Raw genomic sequence first — 18,259 nt, 5'->3', positions numbered from 1 at the left:
GGGCCGGCCCCGCGGAACATCTCCCTCCCCGCCCGCGAGGCGGGGAGGGGGACTCACATGGCGATGCCGAGCTTCGCGTCGCGCAGGCGCTCGATCGCGTCCTTGTCGCCCTCCATCTCGACCTGCGCGGCCTCCTGCCGCCCGAAGGCGAACAGCACCAGCTCGCCCGGCTCACCCGTGACCGTCACCACCGGTGTGCCGCGCCGCGCCACCGCCGTCTGCCCGTCGGGCCGGCGCAGCACCACGCCCACCGGCGCCTTGCGGCCGAGCACGCGCGCCGCCTTCTCGATCCGCGACCACAGCGCGTTCGCGAAGACCGCGTCGAGTTCGCGCGGCGTCCAGTCCGGCTGCGCCCGCCGGACGTCCTCGGCGTGGACGTAGAACTCGACGGTGTTCGCCGCCTCGTCGAGCTGCTTGAGGGCGTACGGGGACATCCGCGGCGGGCCGGTGCGGAGGAGCTGGATCAGCTCCTCGTACGGCTTCTCGGCGAACTCCGCCTGCACCCGGTCGAGTCGGCTTTTGAGCGCGGCAAGCACTATTCCGCCGGCGGCGTCCGCGCGGCGCTCGCGCACCACCAGGTGGGCGGCGAGATCACGGGTGGTCCAGCCGTCGCACAGCGTCGGGGCGCCGGGCCCGGCCGCCTCCAGCAGGTCGGCGAGGAGGAGTCGTTCGCGCTTGGCATGGGTCGACATGACCGCCAGGGTACGGCCGTTGCTCCGCCGGGGCCACGGCGCCGCGCGTCCAATGACCGGACGGCGTCGCTCTCCGGGCCCTCGGGCGCGGCACAATGGCGGACATGACCAGTTCGCCCCGCCCCACCAGCCTCGACCCCGCCGTCGCCGCCCGTCTCAAGCGCAGCGCCGACGGCCTGGTCCCGGCCATCGCCCAGCAGTACGACACCGGTGAGGTGCTCATGCTCGGGTGGATGGACGACGAGGCGCTCCACCGGACCCTCACCACGGGCCGCTGCACGTACTGGTCGCGCAGCCGTCAGGAGTACTGGGTCAAGGGCGACACGTCCGGGCACGTCCAGCACGTCAAGTCCGTCGCACTGGACTGCGACGCCGACACCGTCCTCGTCCGGGTCGACCAGGTCGGCGCAGCCTGCCACACCGGCGACCGCACCTGCTTCGACTCCGACGTCCTCCTCCCGCTCGCCAAGTAAGGTCACCGGCCATGGACATCGAGACCTTCCGCAAGCTGGCCGTCGACCGGCGTGTCATCCCCGTCAGCCGCAGGCTGCTCGCGGACGGCGACACCCCGGTCGGCCTCTACCGCAAGCTCGCCGCCGAGCGCCGGGGCACCTTCCTCCTGGAGTCGGCGGAGAACGGCCGCTCCTGGTCCCGCTACTCCTTCGTCGGCGTCCGCAGCGCCGCCACCCTCACCGCCCGCGACGGCCGGGCGCACTGGCTGGGGACCCCGCCCGTCGGCGTCCCCGTGGACGGCGACCCGCTCGACGCGCTGCGCGCCACCATCGACGCCCTGCACACCCCGCGCGACCTCGCCGGCGGCCTGCCGCCGTTCACCGGCGGGATGGTGGGCTACCTGGGGTACGACGTCGTACGCCGCCTGGAGAAGATCGGCGAGCACGGGCGGGACGATCTCCAGCTGCCCGAGCTGACCATGCTCCTCACCTCGGACCTCGCCGTACTCGACCACTGGGACGGCTCGGTGCTGCTGATCGCCAACGCGATCAACCACAACGACCTCGACACCGGCGTCGACGAGGCGTACGCCGACGCCGTCGCCCGCCTCGACGCGATGGAGGCCGACCTCAGCCGGGCCGTGCCCACCGCGCCCGCCGCCCTGCCCCCGTCCGAGCTGCCGCCGTACACCGCGCTGTGGGGCGGCGAGGCGTACCAGGCGGCAGTCGACGACATCAAGGAGCGCATCCGCGCGGGCGAGGCGTTCCAGGTCGTGCCCTCCCAGCGTTTCGAGACGCCCTGCACGGCGAGCGCGCTGGACGTCTACCGGGTGCTGCGCGCCACGAACCCGTCGCCGTACATGTACCTCTTCCGCTTCGACGGCTTCGACGTCGTCGGCTCCAGCCCCGAGGCGCTGGTCAAGGTCGAGGACGGGCGCGCCATGGTGCACCCGATCGCCGGGACCCGGCACCGCGGCGCCACGCCGCAGGAGGACCAGGCGCTGGCCGACGAGCTGCTGGCCGACCCCAAGGAGCGCGCCGAGCACCTGATGCTCGTCGACCTCGGCCGCAACGACCTGGGCCGAGTCTGCGAGCCGGGCAGCGTCGAGGTCGTCGACTTCATGTCCGTCGAGCGGTACTCGCACGTCATGCACATCGTGTCGACCGTGACCGGCCGCGTCGCGCCCGGCCGCAGCGCCTTCGACGTGCTGACCGCCTGCTTCCCCGCGGGGACGCTGTCCGGAGCGCCGAAGCCGCGCGCGATGCAGATCATCGAGGAGCTGGAGCCGTCCCGGCGCGGTCTGTACGGCGGCTGCGTCGGTTACCTCGACTTCGCCGGCGACTCCGACACCGCCATCGCCATCCGGACCGCCCTGCTGCGGGACGGTACGGCGTACGTGCAGGCCGGAGCCGGTGTGGTGGCCGACTCCGACCCCGTCGCCGAGGACACGGAGTGCCGGAACAAGGCGGCCGCGGTGCTGCGCGCGGTGCACACGGCGAACCGCCTCTGATCGCTTTCGGGACGTAAGGGATAGTGGAGTACGTGACTGCCGCATCCCCCGTACCTGTACCGCTTCCGCGCAGCGAGAGCACGCCGGCCGCCTCCACGGGCGGCCGCCGCAGTCTCGCCGTCGCGCTGCTGCTCGGCGCCGTGGGCGCCGCCGTCGTGCTCCTCGCCTCGGGCCGGACCTGGGCCGAGGGCGCGGCCGCGGTGCCGGGCGGCGCGCTGCCGCTGGCCGTCGAGGGGCAGGACGTCACCGGCGCCCCGGCGGCGCTGGCGATCGTCGGCCTGGCCGCGCTCGTCGCCGTCTTCGCCGTCCGCCGGGCGGGCCGCCTGCTCGTCGCCGGGCTGCTCGCGCTGAGCGGCGCGGGCGCGGCCGTCAGCGCCCTGCTCGGCGCGTCCGGCGGCGCGGCGCTCGACGAGAAGGCCGCCGGGACGACCGGCGACGCCGCCGCGACGGCCGGCTCCCTCACCCACACCGCATGGCCGTACGTGGCCGCGGCAGGCGGGCTGCTGATCCTGGTCGCGGGGCTGCTCGCCCTGTGGTGCGGCCGGAAGTGGCCCTCCATGTCCGGCCGCTACGAGCGCGACGGCAGTCCCCGGGCCCGCAAGGCGCCCGCCGCGCCGGACCCGGACCGGCCCGAGGACCTCTGGAAGGCACTGGACCGCGGCGAGGACCCGACGCGCGACGCGTGACCCCGAGATCACGCCGCCGGTCCCCGTGCGGGACAATGAGCGGCGAGCACACGACTCACGGACTCATCACCTCACCACAGAGCAACAGCAACGAGGAGCAACTCATGGCGGGCAGCAGCCACGGACACACCCCGGCCGCCTGGACCGGTGTCACCATCTCCTTCATCGGTTTCTGCATTTCGGGTGCCTTCACGGTGCTCGCCAATCCGCTCGGCTTCTGGGCGGGAATCGTCGTGATACTGCTCGGTGGTGTCGTCGGTATGGGCATGAAGGCCGCGGGCCTCGGCATGCCCAAGGAGTCCGACGAGATGCGCCGCGCCCGTGACGAGGCCGGCCGGGCGCAGCCCCACAGCCAGATCCGGGTCCACTGACCGGGACCGGGCCCGCCGGCGGATCCGGCGCGGTTCTGATGCGAGGCGCAGCCCCCGGCGGGCTGCGCCTTTCCTCATGAGCGGGGACAATCTGCGGGTGGATACCGTGCCCCAGCCCGCCCCGGCCCCTTCGCCGCAGCCCTCACCGGGCGCCGCGCCCGCGTCCCTCGCCCGGCGGCTCGCCGCCCCGGCGGCCACGATGGCGGGCGTCCTCGCGGCCTTCGCGTACGTCGGCGCGGTCGACCCCAACGAACCCGGCCACTACCCCGTCTGCCCGCTCCTGCGGCTCACCGGCGTCTACTGCCCCGGCTGCGGCGGACTGCGCAGCGCGCACGGCGTCGCCACCGGCGACCTCCTGGGCGCCCTGGGCGCGAACGCGATGGCGGTCGTGGGGTACGGCGTCTTCACCGTGCTGTGGGCCGTCTGGGTGGTTCTGGCCACCCGCGGAATCCCGATGCGCATCACCCTGCGACCCGTCTGGTGGTGGAGTCTCGGCGGTGCGGCAGCGGTCTTCAGCGTCGTCCGGAACCTGCCCTTCGGCTCGGCGCTCGCACCGTGAAGTTCCAGGTAGTGGGACTGATCGCCACTCGATGCGAGTCCTGAGGCCCTCTGCGGATAGCATTGGTATGGCTGATCCTGGTCCACTATCACCCTCCCGGAAGGGGGCCGCTCGCGTGAGTGTGCTCGACGAGATCATCGAAGGCGTGCTCGCCGACCTCGCGGAGCGGCAGGCAAGCGTCAGTCTCGACGAGCTCAAGGACCGCGCGGCCAAGGCAGCCCCGGCCAAGGACGGAGTCGCCGCCCTGCGCGGTGACGGCGTCCAGGTCATCTGCGAGGTCAAGCGCTCCAGCCCGTCGAAGGGCGCGCTCGCCGCGATCGCCGACCCCGCCGGCCTCGCCGCCGACTACGAGGCGGGCGGCGCGGCCGTCATCTCCGTGCTCACCGAGCAGCGCCGCTTCGGCGGCTCGCTGGCCGACCTGGAGGCCGTACGCGCCAAGGTCGACATCCCGGTGCTGCGCAAGGACTTCATCGTCACGGCCTACCAGCTCTGGGAGGCGCGGGCGTACGGCGCGGACCTGGCCCTGCTGATCGTCGCCGCGCTGGAGCAGGAGGCCCTGGTCTCCCTGATCGAGCGGGCCGAGTCCATCGGGCTCACGCCGCTGGTCGAGGCGCACGACGAGGAAGAGGTCGAGCGCGCGGTCGAGGCCGGCGCGAAGATCATCGGCATCAACGCGCGCAACCTCAAGACCCTCAAGGTCGACCGCGGCACGTTCGAGCGCGTCGCCCCAGAGGTCCCGGCCGGCATCGTCACCGTCGCCGAGTCCGGCGTCCGCGGCCCGCACGACCTCATCGCGTACGCCAACGCGGGCGCCGACGCGGTGCTCGTCGGCGAGTCGCTGGTCACCGGCCGCGACCCCAAGGGCGCCGTCGCCGACCTGGTCGCCGCGGGAGCCCACCCGGCCCTGCGCCACGGCCGGAGCTGAACCGAAGCCGATGACCGCACCGCGCCGTACCGCCGCACGCACCCGGCCGGGCCTTCGCCCGCTCGCCGGGACGCGGCCGCGCGACCCGCACGCGCCGCTGGCGCGCGGGTGCCGCCCGCGCGGGTGCCGGGCCCCGGCGCGGCGGGTGCGCGGACGGCGGGTGCGGTACCACATCGGGTCCGAGCCCGGCCAGATCAACGGCATGCGATGGCGCACCGGGGACGCGCTCTAGCGACACGCCCCACCCCTACGCCCGGATGCCTCCGAGGCGTACACGGGTGATCGCGCGCGCGGCGCATACGGTCACTTCCACCCGTTGATCTTTCATGGGGCGCCAGCCCCTTCTGAGGAGTACGTCGGATGTCTTCTGACTTCTTCATTCCGGACCCCGAGGGCACCGTCCCCAGCACCGAGGGCTACTTCGGCGCGTACGGCGGCAAGTTCATCCCCGAGGCGCTCGTCGCCGCGGTCGACGAGGTCGCCGTCGAGTACGACAAGGCCAAGTCCGACCCGGCCTTCGCGGCCGAGCTGAACGCGCTCATGGTCGACTACACGGGCCGGCCCAGCTCCCTCACCGAGGTCCCGCGCTTCGCCGAACAGGCGGGCGGGGCACGGATCTTCCTCAAGCGCGAGGACCTGAACCACACCGGCTCGCACAAGATCAACAACGTGCTCGGCCAGGCGCTGCTCACCAAGCGCATGGGCAAGACCCGCGTGATCGCGGAGACCGGCGCCGGCCAGCACGGCGTCGCCACCGCCACCGCGTGCGCCCTGTTCGGCCTCGAATGCACCATCTACATGGGCGAGATCGACACCCAGCGCCAGGCGCTCAACGTCGCCCGCATGCGGATGCTCGGCGCCGAGGTCGTCGCGGTGAAGTCCGGCAGCCGGACGCTGAAGGACGCCATCAACGAGGCGTTCCGCGACTGGGTCGCCAACGTGGACCGTACGCACTACCTCTTCGGCACCGTCGCCGGACCGCACCCCTTCCCCGCCATGGTCCGCGACTTCCACCGGGTCATCGGCGTCGAGGCGCGCCGCCAGATCCTGGAGCGCACGGGCCGGCTGCCCGACGCGGCCGTCGCCTGCGTCGGCGGCGGCTCCAACGCCATCGGGCTCTTCCACGCCTTCATCCCGGACGCGGACGTGCGCCTGGTCGGCTGCGAGCCCGCCGGGCACGGCATCGAGACCGGCGAGCACGCCGCCACCCTGTCCGCCGGCGAGCCCGGCATCCTGCACGGCTCGCGGTCGTACGTCCTCCAGGACGAGGAGGGCCAGATCACCGAGCCCTACTCGATCTCGGCGGGCCTCGACTACCCCGGCATCGGCCCCGAGCACGCGTACCTCAAGGACAGCGGCCGCGGCGAGTACCGGGCGGTGACCGACGACGCGGCGATGCAGGCGCTGCTCCTGCTGTCCCGCACCGAGGGCATCATCCCGGCGATCGAGAGCGCCCACGCGCTCGCCGGCGCACTGGAGCTCGGCAAGGAGCTGGGCAAGGACGGGCTGATCCTGGTCAACCTGTCCGGGCGCGGCGACAAGGACATGGACACCGCCGCCCGCTACTTCGGCCTGTACGACACCGACGCGACGGTCGAGGCCGACGCCTCCTCCGACAACGGCGCCGCCGAGATCCAGAGGGACACCAAGTGAGCGGGAACATTCAGCTGCTGAGCGACACCCTGGAGCGGGCCGCCTCGGAGAACCGGGCCGCCCTCATCGCCTACCTTCCGGCCGGGTTCCCGACCGTCGACGGCGGCATCGACGCGGTCAAGGCGGTCGTCGCGGGCGGCGCGGACGTCGTCGAGGTCGGGCTGCCGCACAGCGACCCGGTGCTCGACGGGCCGGTCATCCAGACCGCCGACGACATCGCGCTGCGGGGCGGCGTCAAGATCGCCGACGTGATGCGCACGGTCCGCGAGGCGCACGCGGCGACCGGGGCCCCGGTGCTCGTCATGACGTACTGGAACCCGATCGACCGGTACGGCGTCGAGCGCTTCACGGCGGAGCTGGCGGAGGCCGGCGGCGCGGGCTGCATCCTGCCGGACCTGCCGGTCCAGGAGTCCGCGCTGTGGCGCGAGCACGCCGAGAAGCACGGCCTGGCCACGGTCTTCGTCGTCGCGCCGAGCAGCAAGGACGAGCGGCTCGCCACGATCACCGCGGCGGGGTCCGGGTTCGTCTACGCGGCCTCGCTGATGGGCGTGACCGGCACGCGCGAGTCGGTGGGCGCGCAGGCGCAGGATTTGGTGCGCAGGACGCGGGCGACGACCGAGCTGCCGGTGTGCGTCGGGCTCGGGGTCTCCAACGCCGTCCAGGCGAAGGAGGTGGCGGCCTTCGCGGACGGTGTGATCGTCGGCTCCGCGTTCGTCCAGCGGATGCTCGACGCGCCGGACGCCGCGGCGGGCCTCGAGGCCGTACGGGCGCTCGCGGGCGAACTGGCCCTGGGCGTGCGCAGGGACGGCACGAACGCCTGACACGAACACCTGGGCGGCGTAGCTCGTACGGGTGGACCTGGACCGGGGAGGCGCGCCCGCGCCTCCCCGGTTCGTTGCTGCGGGTGTGAGCGACAAGAACCGTGACGGAAAACGAACCGCCCGCGAGCGCCTGATCCAGGAGCGCGAGGCGCAGAAGGCGCGCGACAGGCGCCGGCGGACACTGATCGTCGCCGGCGCCGTGGTCGGCGTGCTGGGCCTGGCCGCCGTGGTGGGCATCCTCGCCGCGAACTCGGGCTCGGACGGCGACGACGGCGCGAGCGCCGTGGTGACGCCCAAGGGCACGGACGACAAGGGTGATCCGCTGATCCCGGTGGGGGCGACGGACGCGCCGTCGACCCTCACGGTGTGGGAGGACTTCCGCTGCCCCGCGTGCGCCCAGTTCGAGAACGCCTTCCGGGAGACGATCCACGAGCTGGAGGCGGCGGGCCAGATCAAGGTGGAGTACCACCTGGCCACGCTGATCGACGGGAACATGGGCGGATCGGGCTCGCTGAAGGCGGCCAACGCGGCGGCCTGCGCGCAGGACGTGGGCAAGTTCGTGCCGTACCACGACGTGCTGTACCAGAACCAGCCGCCGGAGCCCGACGACGCGTTCAGCAAGGACAGCCGTCTGATCGAGCTGGCGGGCAAGGTCGACGGACTCGTCACAGAACCGTTCAAGCAGTGCGTGGCCGACGGGACGCACAACGGCTGGGTGCAGAAGTCGAACGAGGCGTTCCAGAAGGGCAACTTCCGGGGGACGCCGACCGTGCAGCTCAACGGGGAGTCGATCTTCCCGAAGAAGGGCAATGAGCAGATCTCGCCGGCCAACCTGAAGAAGTGGGTCGCCGAGGCGAACAAGGGCAAGAAGGCGGGGACGGCGCCGGCCACGCCGTCGGCGTCCACCACGTCCTCGGCGCCCGCCACCTCGACGCCGCCCGCCCCGCCCCAGGCGCCCGCGCCGCCGGCGTCCATGCCCCAGGCGACCGTGCCGCCCGCCACCGTGCCGCAGGGGTCCGTCCCGCAGGGGTACGTCCCGCCGGGTACGCCGTAGCGGCCGGGGGGCGGGGAAGGGCGGCGGGACGCTCGTTACCCAGACGTTGCCGGGTGGGTTGCCGTACCTCCCACCCGGCAGGGTAGCGTCGACCCTGCCATGGACCTTGCCTATATTCCCAGCCCGTCGACCGGTGTGATCGAGCTCGGACCGATCCCGCTCCGCGGCTACGCGTTCTGCATCATCGCCGGCGTCTTCCTGGCCGTCTGGTACGGCAACAAGCGCTGGATCGCCCGGGGAGGCAAAGCCGGCACGGTGGCCGACATCGCCGTCTGGGCGGTGCCGTTCGGCCTCGTCGGCGGACGGCTGTACCACGTCGTCACCGACTACCAGCTGTACTTCAGCGAGGGCCGGAACTGGGTCGACGCCTTCAAGATCTGGGAAGGCGGCCTCGGCATCTGGGGCGCCGTCGCCCTCGGCGCGGTCGGCGCCTGGATCGGCTGCCGCCGTCGCGGGATCCCGCTGCCGGCCTGGGCCGACGCCATGGCTCCCGGCCTGGCCTTCGCCCAGGCGATCGGCCGCTGGGGCAACTGGTTCAACCAGGAGCTGTACGGGCGCGAGACGGACCTGCCCTGGGGCCTCAAGATCTCCGAGGGCGTGAACCGCGAGGCCGGGATCTACCACCCGACCTTCCTCTACGAGTCGCTGTGGTGCATCGGCGCCGCGCTGGTCGTCATCTGGGCGGACCGCCGCTTCAAGCTCGGGCACGGCCGCGTGTTCGCGCTGTACATCGCGCTGTACTGCGCCGGCCGCGGCTGGATCGAGTACATGCGGGTCGACGAGGCGCACCTCGTGCTGGGGCTGCGGCTCAACGTGTGGACCTCGATCGTCGTCTTCGCGTGCGCGGTGGCGTACTTCGTGATCTCGGCGAAGCTGCGGCCGGGACGTGAAGAGGTCGTCGAGCCGGTCCCCCTGGACAAGCGGGACGCGGGCGGTGACGCGGACGACGAGCCGGGCGACGCGGACGGCGGTGACCGTGACGGTGCCGGTTCCGCCGACGACGCGGGGGCCGAGGGCTTCGGCCTCGGCGGCAGGGCCGAAGCCGAAGCCAAGGACTAGGCGCGTTCGCCTTCGCTTTCGGGCCCGCGTCCGCGTCCGCGCTTGCGCCGTGCGTCCTGCTGACGGCTGATGGTGACGCGCGCGCCGGGCGGCGGAAGCCCTCGCGGTTCCGGGTAGGGCGGATTCGCGTTCCCGGCCGCGGACGCGGTCAGGCGGGCATCCGGGACGCCAGGGCCAGGGTGCGCTGGGCCGCCCTCACCACCGCCGCGTCCACGAAGCGGCCGTCGGGGAGCGCCAGCGCGCCTCCCCGCGCGGCGGCGGCCTTGACGGTCTCCTCCGCCTCCTCGACCTCCTGCGCCGTGGGCAGGAAGGCGCGCTCGATCACCGGCAACTGGCGGGGGTGGAGCGCCGTACGGCCCAGGAAGCCCAGGGCCCGGCCGCGTGTGCAGGACGCCGCAAGTCCCTCCAGGTCCCGGATGTCCGGATGCACCGACTGGACCGGCGGGTCGAGACCGGCCGCCCGCGCCGCGACCACCACCCGGCTGCGCGGCCACGCGAGCCCGGTGTCGTCCCGTACGCCGAGATCCGCGCGGAGGTCCGCCTCGCCCAGCGCGATCCCGCGCAGGGACGGGTGGGCGCCGGCGATCGCGTGCGCCTGCTCGACGGCGAGCGCCGATTCGAGGAGCGCGTACAGCGGTACGTCGGGCACGCGGTGCGCGGTCTGCCGTACCCCGGCCGGGCCGGTGATCTTCGGCAGGCGCAGCGCCGTGAGGCCCGGCAGGTGGGCAAGGGCGCGCAGGTCGGCCTCGGCGTGCGGGCCGGCGAGGGCGTTCACCCGCACGTGGACGGGGGTCGCCGGGTGTTCGGTGAGCAGCTCGGCCGTCGCCGAGCGGGCGTATTCCTTGCGGTCGGGCGCGACCGCGTCCTCCAGGTCGACGATCACGATGTCGGCGCCGGAGCGCAGCGCCTTGGCGACCGTGTCGGGGCGGTCACCGGGCACGTAGAGCCAGGTCAGGGCCGTCAGGGCGGCCGGGGAGGTCGGAGCGCTCGGGGGGCTCGTGGTGGTCGGAGGGGCCGGGTGAGGGGTCATCGGGTGCCGCCGGTCGCGCGGAGGGCGGCGATCTCGGACGGGGTGAGGCCCGCCTCGGTGAGCACGGCGTCGGTGTCCGCGCCGTGCGGGCGGCCGGCCCAGCGGATCGCGCCGGGCGTCTCGGAGAGGCGGAAGAGGACGTTCTGCATGCGCAGGGGGCCGAGCTCGGGGTCCGGGACCTCGGTGATGGTGTCCAGTGCGCGGTACTGCGGGTCGGCCATGACGTCGCGTACGTCGTAGACGGGGGCGATCGCCGCCTCGGCCTTCTCGAACGCGGCCATCACCTCGTCGCGCGTGCGGCGGCCGATCCAGTGGCCGACCGCCTCGTCGAGTTCGTCGGTGTGCTCGGCGCGGCCGCTGCCGGTGGCGAACCACGGCTCGTCGACGAGGTCGGGGCGTCCGACCAGCCGCATCACGCGCTCGGCCACCGACTGGGCGGACGTGGAGACGGCCACCCAGGCGTCGTCGGCGGTGCGGTAGGTGTTGCGCGGGGCGTTGTTGCGCGAGCGGTTGCCGGTACGGGGCTGGACGTAACCGAGCTGGTCGTACCAGAGGGGCTGGGGGCCGAGGACGGTGAGGATCGGTTCGATGATGGCCATGTCGACGACCTGGCCCCGGCCGGTCGTGCCGCGGGCGGCCACTGCCGTCATCACGGCGTAGGCGGTGGCGAGTGCGGCGATCGAGTCGGCCAGGCCGAACGGGGGGAGTGTGGGCGGGCCCTCGGGTTCACCGGTGATCGCCGCGAAGCCGCTCATCGCCTCGGCGAGCGTGCCGAAGCCGGGGCGGTGGGAGTACGGGCCGCACTGACCGAAGCCGGTCACGCGGGCCAGGATCAGGCGGGGGTTGACCGCGCTGAGCTCGGCCGGGCCCAGACCCCACTTCTCCAGGGTGCCGGGCCGGAAGTTCTCGATGATCACGTCGGTGGTGGCGGCGAGGCGCAGGAGGGCGTCGCGGCCGGTGGGGGCGGAGAGGTCCAGGGTGATGGTGCGCTTGTTGCGGCCCAGGAGTTTCCACCACAGGCCGATGCCGTGCTTGGACGGGCCGTGGCCTCGGGAGGGGTCGGGTTTGGTGGGGTGCTCGACTTTGATCACGTCCGCGCCGAAGTCTCCGAGCATGGTGGCGGCGAGGGGGCCGGCGAAGAGGGTGGCGAGGTCGAGGACGCGGAGGTTGCTCAGGGGGTGCTGGGTGGGTGTGGGGGTGGAGGTGGTGGGTGTCGAAGTGCCGGTGGGCGTGGTGGGGGTGGGGGAGCTGGGTGTGGAGGTGCGGGCGGGGGTGGTCATGGGCGGAGCGCCTCCGTGTGGGTGAGGTGGGCCAGGGTGTCGAAGCCGATGCCGTCGAAGCCGGTGACGGAGGTGGCGAGGCGGTTGCGGAGGGGGGCGGTCCACCGGCTCGGGAGGGCTTCGGGGGAGCCTGCGAGGAGGCCGGCGATGCTCCCGGCCGTGGCGCCGTTGGAATCGGTGTCCCAGCCGCCGGACACAGCGCGGCAGATGGAGCCGGTGAAGTCGCCGTCGGCGTGCGTGAGGGCTGCCGCGACGAGGGCGGCGTTCGGCAGCACGTGCACCCAGTGGTGGTGGCCGTAGGCGGCGTGGAGGTCGTCCACGACGGTGTCGAACGAGGTTCTGGACGCCTTGGTGGCCGCGTTGATGCCGTGGCGGACCGCCTGGGACAGGCGGGACTTCGGGGGGACCACGGCCAGGCCGGTGCGCAGGCACCGGTGTACGTCGGCGGCGCCGGTAGCGGCCTCGGCGATCGTCGCGGCGATGAACATCGCGCCGTACACGCCGTTGGCCGTGTGGGTGAGGATGGCGTCGCGGTGGGCCTGTTCGGCGGCGGCCGCCGGGTCGCCGGGGTGCGTCCAGCCGTGGATGTCGGCGCGGATCAGGGCGCCGATCCACTCGCGGAACGGGTTGTGGTGACGGGCGGTGTGCGGGGGCGTCAGGCCGAGGAGGAGGTTGCGGTAGGCGATGCGTTCGGCGGTGAACGCGCGGCCGGCCGGAAGTTCGTCCAGCCACAGGCCGGCCAGGTCCGCTGTGGTGAACGCCTTGGTGTGGCGCTGGAGGAGGAGGAGACCGAGGAGGGGGTAGTTGAGGTCGTCGTCCTCCGGCATGCCGTTGATGTTCTCGGCCAGCGAGGTGGTGGCGGAGCGGCGGTTCCAGGGGTGGCGGGTCAGGAGGTGGCCGGGGACGCCGTGGGCGGTGAACCAGGTGTTCAGTGGCCAGTTGCCGGTGGCGCCGGCCAGTCGGCGGATCGCGGGGAGCGGCAGCTTCTCCACCGGTTTTCCCAGGAGGCAGCCGGCCGCTCGGCCCAACCAGGCGGCGTGCAGGCGGTTGAGCAGGGGGGTGGCTGCGGTTCGCTCCGAGGGGGCGGTGTGGGGCTTCTTCGCGGGGGCGTCCGGGTCGGTGCCGCGCCGGGGTGTCTCCTCTGGCGTCGAACGTTCGGCCACTGCTGCGGTCGCTGAGGGGTGGTCGCGTTCAACGCCCTGCGGGGAGCGCCCCGGCACGTCCCCTCCCGGCAGCGTGACCTGTCGTGCGGTGGTCGTCGTGGCGCCGATGAGCGTCGGGGCGTCGATGGTCGTCGTGCCGATGCGCGTCGTGGTGGGGGGTTTGGTGGTGTTGGGCGTGGTGGTTGTGGTTCGGGTGGTTGCTGCTTCGGCGGGTCGCGGGCGGGTGGGCCATGTGGGGCAGGTGGCTCTGATCGCCTTCAGGGGGGTTGGTTCCGTGGCGTCCGTGGGGGTGGGGAGTTGGGACAGGGCGGTCAGGAGTTCTTCCGCCAGGGCGCGCAGGTGCGGGGGCGCGGGGGTCGGGGACGCGCCCGTGGGGGGCGGGGCCGGCGGGCCGCCCGCCTTCTGCCAGCGGGTACGGATGGTGCGGATCGCCGCGGCGTCGCGGCCGTCCTCCGCCGCTTGGCGCAGCTCGTGGGTGAGGAGGTCCTCCGGTTGCACCCAGGTCAGACGGGTCATGACGTGCCGGTCAGCGCGGTGAAGGCCGCCTCGTGGGCCCGGCGTCGCTCGGCGTCGCGGGCGTAGACCTCGCGGGTCACCGCCGCCAGGGTGCGGGGCGGGGCGTGCAGGTCGGTGCGGCTCGCCTCCGCCACCGTCTTCGCCCACTCCGGGGGGACGGCCGATTCGCCGTACAGCGCGCCGGAGATCGCCCCGCTCATCGTGGCGATCGAGTCGCAGTCACGGCCGTAGTTGACGGAGCCCAGGACGGTGTGGCGGTAGTCGCCGCCGGCCACCAGGAGCATGCCGAGCGCGACGGGCAGTTCCTCGATGGAGTGCAGGCGGGAGGGGCGACGGGCGGCGAGGGACGGTTTGCGGTAGTCCGGCCCCACCGTGTCGAAGGGCGCCACGGCGGCGCGGAGCGGGGCGAGCGCGGACTCGAAGTCGTGGTGGCGCACGGCGGCTTCGGCCACCGCCTCGATGGCCGAGCGCGTGCCGTCCTTGGCGAGGGAGAGGCAGGTGTCCACGACGGTGGCGGGTGTGGCGTCGGGCGTGCAGGCCGCGGCCACGGCGGCGGCGAAGACGCCGGCCGCCTCGCGCCCGTACGACGACTGGTGCGCACCCGCCACGTCGATCGCCTCGGCGTACGCGGCGGCGGGGTTTCCCGCGTTGACCAGGCCGACCGGGGCCATGTACATCGCCGCGCCGCAGTTGACGATGTTGCCGGCGCCGGCCTCGCGCGGGTCCACGTGGCCGTAGTGGAGGCGGGCGACGATCCACTTCTCGGCGAGGAACACGCGCTGGAGGGGGAGGGCCTCCGCTTCCAACTCCGGCACCCACACGGGTGATTCGATGAGTTCGGGGACCAGGTGTTCGGCGATGGAGTAGGCGTCGAGGTGGTCGCGTACGGCGTCGTACACGCGGACCAGGGCGTGGGTCATGAGGGTGTCGTCCGTGATGTGGCCGTCGCCCTTGTGGTACGGGGCGATCGGGCGCGCCGTGCGCCAGTTCTCGTGGAAGGGGCCGACGATGCCGTGGATCCGGCCGCCGTGGCGCTCGGAGATCTGCTCCGGGGACCAGCCCTCGACCGGACCGCCCAGCGCGTCGCCCACGGCTGCGCCGATCAGGCTGCCGGTGGTCCGGTCTTCCAGGGTGAGCGGGGGGAACGTCGCCATGGAGTCATCCCTTCGAGAGGTGCGTGGTGAGGTGTGCGGCCAGCTCGACCAGGTCGGTGCCGGCCAGGCGGGGGAGTGCGCAGCCGACCAGGGTGCGGCAGGTGTCGCGCCAGCCGGCCGGGAGGGCGTCGCCGCCGCACAGCGCGCCGGTCAGCGCTCCGGCGAGGGCCGGGGCGGAGTCCGCGACGCGGGACAGGCAGGCGGCGGCGGGTACGGCCTCGGTGACGCGGCCGCGGGCGGCGGTGGCCAGGGCCAGGGCCACCGGGACGGTTTCGGCGGCGGCGACGCCGTAGCTGTAGACGTGGTCGACGATCTGGTGTTCCAGGGTGGGGACCAGGGCGAACGCGCCGAAGGGCGGGTGCGGGTGGGCCTGTCTGGCCAGAAGGACGGCGTGGGCCGCGTTGCGGCCGATCTCGGTGGCTCCGGGGAGCTGGGCCAGGGCGGCGTCCACGGCTTCGTCGACCCCGGCGCCGCCGAGAGCCGCCGCGACCGCCGCGGCCGTCGCCCGGGCGCCGTGGACGCCGTCGCCGTCCTGGGTGTAGCGGGCGTCGAACTCGGCCAGCTCGGCGGCGGCGGCCGGATCGCCCGGGTGGACGACGGCGAGGACGGCGGCCCGGATGCAGGCGGCGTCGTCGAAGTAGTGCGGGTTGTCGTGACCGGTCGCGGGCGGCCGCAGGCCGGTGGCGAGGTTGCCGAGACCGGCGCGTACGGAGATCCGGGCGCGCAGGGGCAGTACGGCGGACTCGACCTCGGGGGCGCGGTCGGCCGCGGCGGAGACCTCGGCGGCCAGCGCCGTCCAGGCGCGGTCGACCGCGGCATGGACCTTCCCGGGGGCCGCGGCGAGGATCGTGCCGGCGGTGAAGGCCGCCCATTCCGCGTCGTCCGAGGGGCCGAGGCGCAGGGGCTCGGGGGGCTGGTTGAGGGCGATGGGGACGGGGAGGGTGGTGGTGGCGTTCTGCTCGGCGAAGGTGTCCAGCTCGCGGGTGAGGCGGCGGGTCCAGTCGGGCATCCGGGCCGCGCGGTGCCGCGCGGCGGGCCATCCGGCGGCGTCGCCCGCGGCCAGGCCGAGGAGCAGCCCCTCGATCCGGCGGGGAGCGATGGCGTCGGGCAGCAGGGCGACGGTGACCGCTTCGCGCGGGGCGGCGGAGTCGGCCGTGGTCATGACGCGGTCCGCCGGGTGGCCGCCCGGTGGTCGGGGGGCTCGTCGTCCGGGGTGAGGAGGTCGGCCACGTCCAGGACGTGGTGGTTGCGCATGGACGGGAGGCAGCTGCCCCGTGCCGGGGCGATCACCGACGCCCAGGCCGGTGGAATCGCCGCGGTCCCGGACATCGCCCCGGCCAGAGCGCCCGCCACGGCTGCCGTGGTGTCCGCGTCGCGGCCCATGTTGACCGCGGTGAGGACGGCGGCGGCGAAGTCGCCGTCGGCCGCCGCGAAGGCGCCGAAGGCCAGCCCGACCGCCTCCGGGGCCAGGTCCGTCCACGGGTAGCCGCCGATCACCACCGCCGAGCGCACCGCCCTTTCGCCGTCCGGGGCCGCGGCCACCGCGCGGCGCAGGGAACGGGCCGTCCAGGAGTCGGACGGGATGACGGACAGGGCGGCGGCGGTGATCGCGGACGGGGAGCCGCCCGTCATGGCCGCCGCCACGCCTGCCGCCACCGCCTGGCCGCCGTAGATGCCCTCGCCCTCGTGGCTCACACAGCCGTCGATGGCCACCAGCCGCGCAGCCTCCGCAGGACGGCCCGCCGCGAAGACGCCGAACGGGGCGGCCCGCATCGCCAGGCCGTCGCTCCACGCGTGGCGGTGCTGGGCGGAGATCGGGGCGGCCAGGCCGCGGCGGAGGTTCTCCAGCGTGCCGCGCTCGCTGAAGCCCGCGCCGCGGAACGGTCCTTCGTCCAGGTCGGCGATCCACAGGTGCCAGGCGTTCTCGACGTGCGCCACGGTGAGCGCCGATCCGTGGCGCGCCAGCAGGAGGCCGGAGAAGATCGCGTACTCCGTGTCGTCCGTACCGGCGGGGTCGGCGGACACGAACCCTTCGATACGCCCCCAACGGCGGCGGATCTCGGAGGGTTTCATGTTCTCCGCGGGGGCTCCGAGCGCGTCGCCCACCGCCAGGCCGAGCAGGGCGCCCCGCCCCCGGTCCCTCAGGGCGCGAACGGCGTGAAGTTCGCGCAGGGCCTGCCGCGCGCGGCCGTGATCGGTGCGGGATTGCATGCAATCAACTCCCTGGGCTCGTTCCTGGATCTGTGCCACGCGCGGGCCCGGCGAAGGCTCCGAATCGTCAGCGTCACCCGGTCGGCGTGGGGTCTGAGCTGCGGGTAAGCACGGCCTTCCTTGCTGGCGGGCCGCTCGCATCGTGCGTACTTTCGATGGTGTTGAGGGGGTGAGCGGGCCGCATACGGCCCCGCCTCCGGCGAGAGGGGAACGGGCGACATGGCCATCATCGAGACCGAGGCGACGCTGCACGAGGCGCACCGCGACAACCACACGCACCGTGACGTCAATGGTGGTTGGCTGCGCCCGGCGGTCTTCGGGGCCATGGACGGTCTGGTCTCGAACCTGGCGCTGATGACCGGTGTGGCGGGCGGGTCCGTGGGACAGCAGACCATCGTCATCACCGGGCTCGCGGGGCTGGCCGCGGGCGCCTTCTCCATGGCGGCCGGCGAATACACTTCCGTCGCCTCGCAGCGCGAGCTCGTCGAGGCGGAACTCGACGTGGAGCGCCGCGAGTTGCGCAAGCACCCGAAGGACGAGCTGGAGGAGCTCGCCGCGCTCTACGTGTCGCGGGGCGTCGACGCGGGGCTGGCCCGTGAGGTCGCCACGCAACTGTCCAGGGACCCGGAGCAGGCGCTGGAGATCCACGCCCGTGAGGAGCTGGGCATCGACCCGTGGGACCTTCCCTCGCCCCTGGTCGCCGCCGTATCGTCGTTCGGGGCGTTCGCGCTGGGCGCCCTGCTGCCCGTACTGCCGTACCTGCTCGGAGCTACGACGCTGTGGCCCGCGGTGCTGCTGGCGCTCGCCGGGCTCTTCGCCTGCGGGGCGCTCGTCGCGAAGGTGACCGCGCGGACCTGGTGGTTCAGCGGCCTTCGGCAGCTGGCGCTCGGTGGTTGCGCCGCGGGTGTGACGTACGCCCTGGGCACTCTGTTCGGAACAGCCGTAGGGTGAGACACTATGCGGGGCTCCACATAAGTAATCTGTTGCTTGGCGGTTTCATCCCCGTCATACGCGGGCAAGAGCCCACGACACCGCAGGCAATGAAGCCTGCGCCGCGGCGACCGGATCAGCGCCGGTTCGTCCGCCTTCGAGTCACCCGCACCGCTGAGCGGTGTCCGCATG

General features: G+C 73.6%; 19 protein-coding genes. 12 read left to right on the top strand and 7 right to left on the bottom strand.

The window, feature by feature from the left end:
• Positions 1–53: 53 nt before the first annotated feature.
• Complete coding sequence (locus AC07FK_RS06210; RefSeq protein WP_479103039.1) at positions 54–692, bottom strand: TIGR03085 family metal-binding protein; 639 nt, start codon at positions 690–692, stop codon at positions 54–56.
• A gap of 104 nt (positions 693–796) precedes the next feature.
• Between AC07FK_RS06210 and hisI the strand changes: the two genes are divergently transcribed.
• The 11 genes from hisI (at position 797) to lgt (ending at position 9,783) form a co-directional block, all read left to right on the top strand.
• On the top strand, positions 797–1,165 hold the full coding sequence (gene hisI, locus AC07FK_RS06205) for a phosphoribosyl-AMP cyclohydrolase (RefSeq protein ID WP_479103037.1): 369 nt from the start codon (positions 797–799) through the stop codon (positions 1,163–1,165).
• An 11-nt stretch (positions 1,166–1,176) separates the two neighbouring features.
• Entirely contained in the window at positions 1,177–2,655 is a 1,479-nt protein-coding gene (locus tag AC07FK_RS06200) for an anthranilate synthase component I (RefSeq protein WP_479103035.1), read from the top strand.
• Positions 2,656–2,678: 23 nt separating this feature from the next.
• The gene (locus AC07FK_RS06195) at positions 2,679–3,341 is read left to right on the top strand and encodes a TIGR02234 family membrane protein (protein ID WP_479103033.1); all 663 of its coding nucleotides are present in this window, start codon (positions 2,679–2,681) and stop codon (positions 3,339–3,341) included.
• Positions 3,342–3,445: 104 nt separating this feature from the next.
• On the top strand, positions 3,446–3,712 hold the full coding sequence (locus AC07FK_RS06190) for an HGxxPAAW family protein (protein ID WP_479103031.1): 267 nt from the start codon (positions 3,446–3,448) through the stop codon (positions 3,710–3,712).
• Positions 3,713–3,788: 76 nt separating this feature from the next.
• Complete coding sequence (locus AC07FK_RS06185; protein ID WP_479103029.1) at positions 3,789–4,271, top strand: DUF2752 domain-containing protein; 483 nt, start codon at positions 3,789–3,791, stop codon at positions 4,269–4,271.
• Positions 4,272–4,386: 115 nt separating this feature from the next.
• On the top strand, positions 4,387–5,196 hold the full coding sequence (gene trpC / locus AC07FK_RS06180; protein ID WP_138902247.1) for an indole-3-glycerol phosphate synthase TrpC: 810 nt from the start codon (positions 4,387–4,389) through the stop codon (positions 5,194–5,196).
• Positions 5,197–5,206: 10 nt separating this feature from the next.
• Positions 5,207–5,428 (top strand): tryptophan biosynthesis modulator TrpM, encoded by a 222-nt coding sequence (gene trpM / locus AC07FK_RS06175; protein WP_479103027.1) that lies wholly within the window; start codon positions 5,207–5,209, stop codon positions 5,426–5,428.
• A gap of 128 nt (positions 5,429–5,556) precedes the next feature.
• Positions 5,557–6,849: a tryptophan synthase subunit beta gene (gene trpB / locus AC07FK_RS06170; protein ID WP_479103025.1), complete on the top strand. Its 1,293-nt coding sequence runs from the start codon at positions 5,557–5,559 to the stop codon at positions 6,847–6,849.
• On the top strand, positions 6,846–7,670 hold the full coding sequence (trpA, locus tag AC07FK_RS06165; protein WP_479103023.1) for a tryptophan synthase subunit alpha: 825 nt from the start codon (positions 6,846–6,848) through the stop codon (positions 7,668–7,670). Before trpB ends, trpA begins: the two co-directional genes overlap by 4 nt.
• A gap of 85 nt (positions 7,671–7,755) precedes the next feature.
• Positions 7,756–8,724, top strand: coding sequence for a DsbA family protein (locus tag AC07FK_RS06160; RefSeq protein WP_479103021.1), 969 nt, complete (start codon positions 7,756–7,758; stop codon positions 8,722–8,724).
• A 99-nt stretch (positions 8,725–8,823) separates the two neighbouring features.
• On the top strand, positions 8,824–9,783 hold the full coding sequence (gene lgt, locus AC07FK_RS06155) for a prolipoprotein diacylglyceryl transferase (protein WP_479103019.1): 960 nt from the start codon (positions 8,824–8,826) through the stop codon (positions 9,781–9,783).
• Positions 9,784–9,931: 148 nt separating this feature from the next.
• On the opposite strand, the gene AC07FK_RS06150 is transcribed toward lgt, so the two are convergent.
• Genes AC07FK_RS06150 through AC07FK_RS06125 form a run of 6 tightly spaced genes read right to left on the bottom strand, consistent with a single transcriptional unit; the run spans position 9,932 to position 17,137 of the window.
• Positions 9,932–10,813, bottom strand: a complete 882-nt coding sequence (locus AC07FK_RS06150) for an HpcH/HpaI aldolase/citrate lyase family protein (protein ID WP_479103017.1) — start codon at positions 10,811–10,813, stop codon at positions 9,932–9,934.
• Positions 10,810–12,093 carry a CaiB/BaiF CoA transferase family protein gene (locus AC07FK_RS06145; protein WP_479103015.1) on the bottom strand — a complete coding sequence of 428 codons (1,284 nt, stop codon included), beginning with the start codon at positions 12,091–12,093 and terminating at the stop codon, positions 10,810–10,812. Before AC07FK_RS06145 ends, AC07FK_RS06150 begins: the two co-directional genes overlap by 4 nt.
• Positions 12,090–13,772, bottom strand: coding sequence for an ADP-ribosylglycohydrolase family protein (locus AC07FK_RS06140; RefSeq protein WP_479103013.1), 1,683 nt, complete (start codon positions 13,770–13,772; stop codon positions 12,090–12,092). Before AC07FK_RS06140 ends, AC07FK_RS06145 begins: the two co-directional genes overlap by 4 nt.
• Positions 13,769–14,926: an ADP-ribosylglycohydrolase family protein gene (locus AC07FK_RS06135; RefSeq protein WP_479103011.1), complete on the bottom strand. Its 1,158-nt coding sequence runs from the start codon at positions 14,924–14,926 to the stop codon at positions 13,769–13,771. Before AC07FK_RS06135 ends, AC07FK_RS06140 begins: the two co-directional genes overlap by 4 nt.
• A 4-nt stretch (positions 14,927–14,930) precedes the next feature.
• Positions 14,931–16,088, bottom strand: coding sequence for an ADP-ribosylglycohydrolase family protein (locus tag AC07FK_RS06130; RefSeq protein WP_479103009.1), 1,158 nt, complete (start codon positions 16,086–16,088; stop codon positions 14,931–14,933).
• Positions 16,085–17,137: an ADP-ribosylglycohydrolase family protein gene (locus AC07FK_RS06125; RefSeq protein ID WP_479103007.1), complete on the bottom strand. Its 1,053-nt coding sequence runs from the start codon at positions 17,135–17,137 to the stop codon at positions 16,085–16,087. The genes AC07FK_RS06130 and AC07FK_RS06125 overlap by 4 nt, the downstream gene beginning before the upstream one ends.
• Before the next feature lie 219 nt (positions 17,138–17,356).
• Between AC07FK_RS06125 and AC07FK_RS06120 the strand changes: the two genes are divergently transcribed.
• On the top strand, positions 17,357–18,088 hold the full coding sequence (locus AC07FK_RS06120; protein ID WP_479103005.1) for a VIT1/CCC1 transporter family protein: 732 nt from the start codon (positions 17,357–17,359) through the stop codon (positions 18,086–18,088).
• The last annotated feature ends 171 nt before the right edge of the window (positions 18,089–18,259 follow it).

The sequence above is a fragment of the Streptomyces sp. NPDC046122 genome, assembly GCF_056429965.1.
Note: the sequence above shows the minus strand (reverse complement) of the source record. Positions and strands in the feature narration are given on the sequence as shown.

What these genes read in the sequence shown, in the direction of transcription:
- trpM (WP_479103027.1), top strand. Translation starts at nt 5,207, where the DNA reads ATGACCGCACCGCGCCGTACCGCCGCACGCACCCGGCCGGGCCTTCGC.
- AC07FK_RS06210 (WP_479103039.1), bottom strand. Translation starts at nt 692, where the DNA reads ATGTCGACCCATGCCAAGCGCGAACGACTCCTCCTCGCCGACCTGCTG.
- AC07FK_RS06120 (WP_479103005.1), top strand. Translation starts at nt 17,357, where the DNA reads ATGGCCATCATCGAGACCGAGGCGACGCTGCACGAGGCGCACCGCGAC.
- lgt (WP_479103019.1), top strand. Translation starts at nt 8,824, where the DNA reads ATGGACCTTGCCTATATTCCCAGCCCGTCGACCGGTGTGATCGAGCTC.
- hisI (WP_479103037.1), top strand. Translation starts at nt 797, where the DNA reads ATGACCAGTTCGCCCCGCCCCACCAGCCTCGACCCCGCCGTCGCCGCC.
- AC07FK_RS06140 (WP_479103013.1), bottom strand. Translation starts at nt 13,772, where the DNA reads ATGACCCGTCTGACCTGGGTGCAACCGGAGGACCTCCTCACCCACGAG.
- AC07FK_RS06125 (WP_479103007.1), bottom strand. Translation starts at nt 17,137, where the DNA reads ATGCAATCCCGCACCGATCACGGCCGCGCGCGGCAGGCCCTGCGCGAA.
- AC07FK_RS06200 (WP_479103035.1), top strand. Translation starts at nt 1,177, where the DNA reads ATGGACATCGAGACCTTCCGCAAGCTGGCCGTCGACCGGCGTGTCATC.
- AC07FK_RS06150 (WP_479103017.1), bottom strand. Translation starts at nt 10,813, where the DNA reads ATGACCCCTCACCCGGCCCCTCCGACCACCACGAGCCCCCCGAGCGCT.
- AC07FK_RS06135 (WP_479103011.1), bottom strand. Translation starts at nt 14,926, where the DNA reads ATGGCGACGTTCCCCCCGCTCACCCTGGAAGACCGGACCACCGGCAGC.
- AC07FK_RS06145 (WP_479103015.1), bottom strand. Translation starts at nt 12,093, where the DNA reads ATGACCACCCCCGCCCGCACCTCCACACCCAGCTCCCCCACCCCCACC.
- AC07FK_RS06130 (WP_479103009.1), bottom strand. Translation starts at nt 16,088, where the DNA reads ATGACCACGGCCGACTCCGCCGCCCCGCGCGAAGCGGTCACCGTCGCC.
- AC07FK_RS06185 (WP_479103029.1), top strand. Translation starts at nt 3,789, where the DNA reads ATGAGCGGGGACAATCTGCGGGTGGATACCGTGCCCCAGCCCGCCCCG.
- AC07FK_RS06190 (WP_479103031.1), top strand. Translation starts at nt 3,446, where the DNA reads ATGGCGGGCAGCAGCCACGGACACACCCCGGCCGCCTGGACCGGTGTC.
- trpB (WP_479103025.1), top strand. Translation starts at nt 5,557, where the DNA reads ATGTCTTCTGACTTCTTCATTCCGGACCCCGAGGGCACCGTCCCCAGC.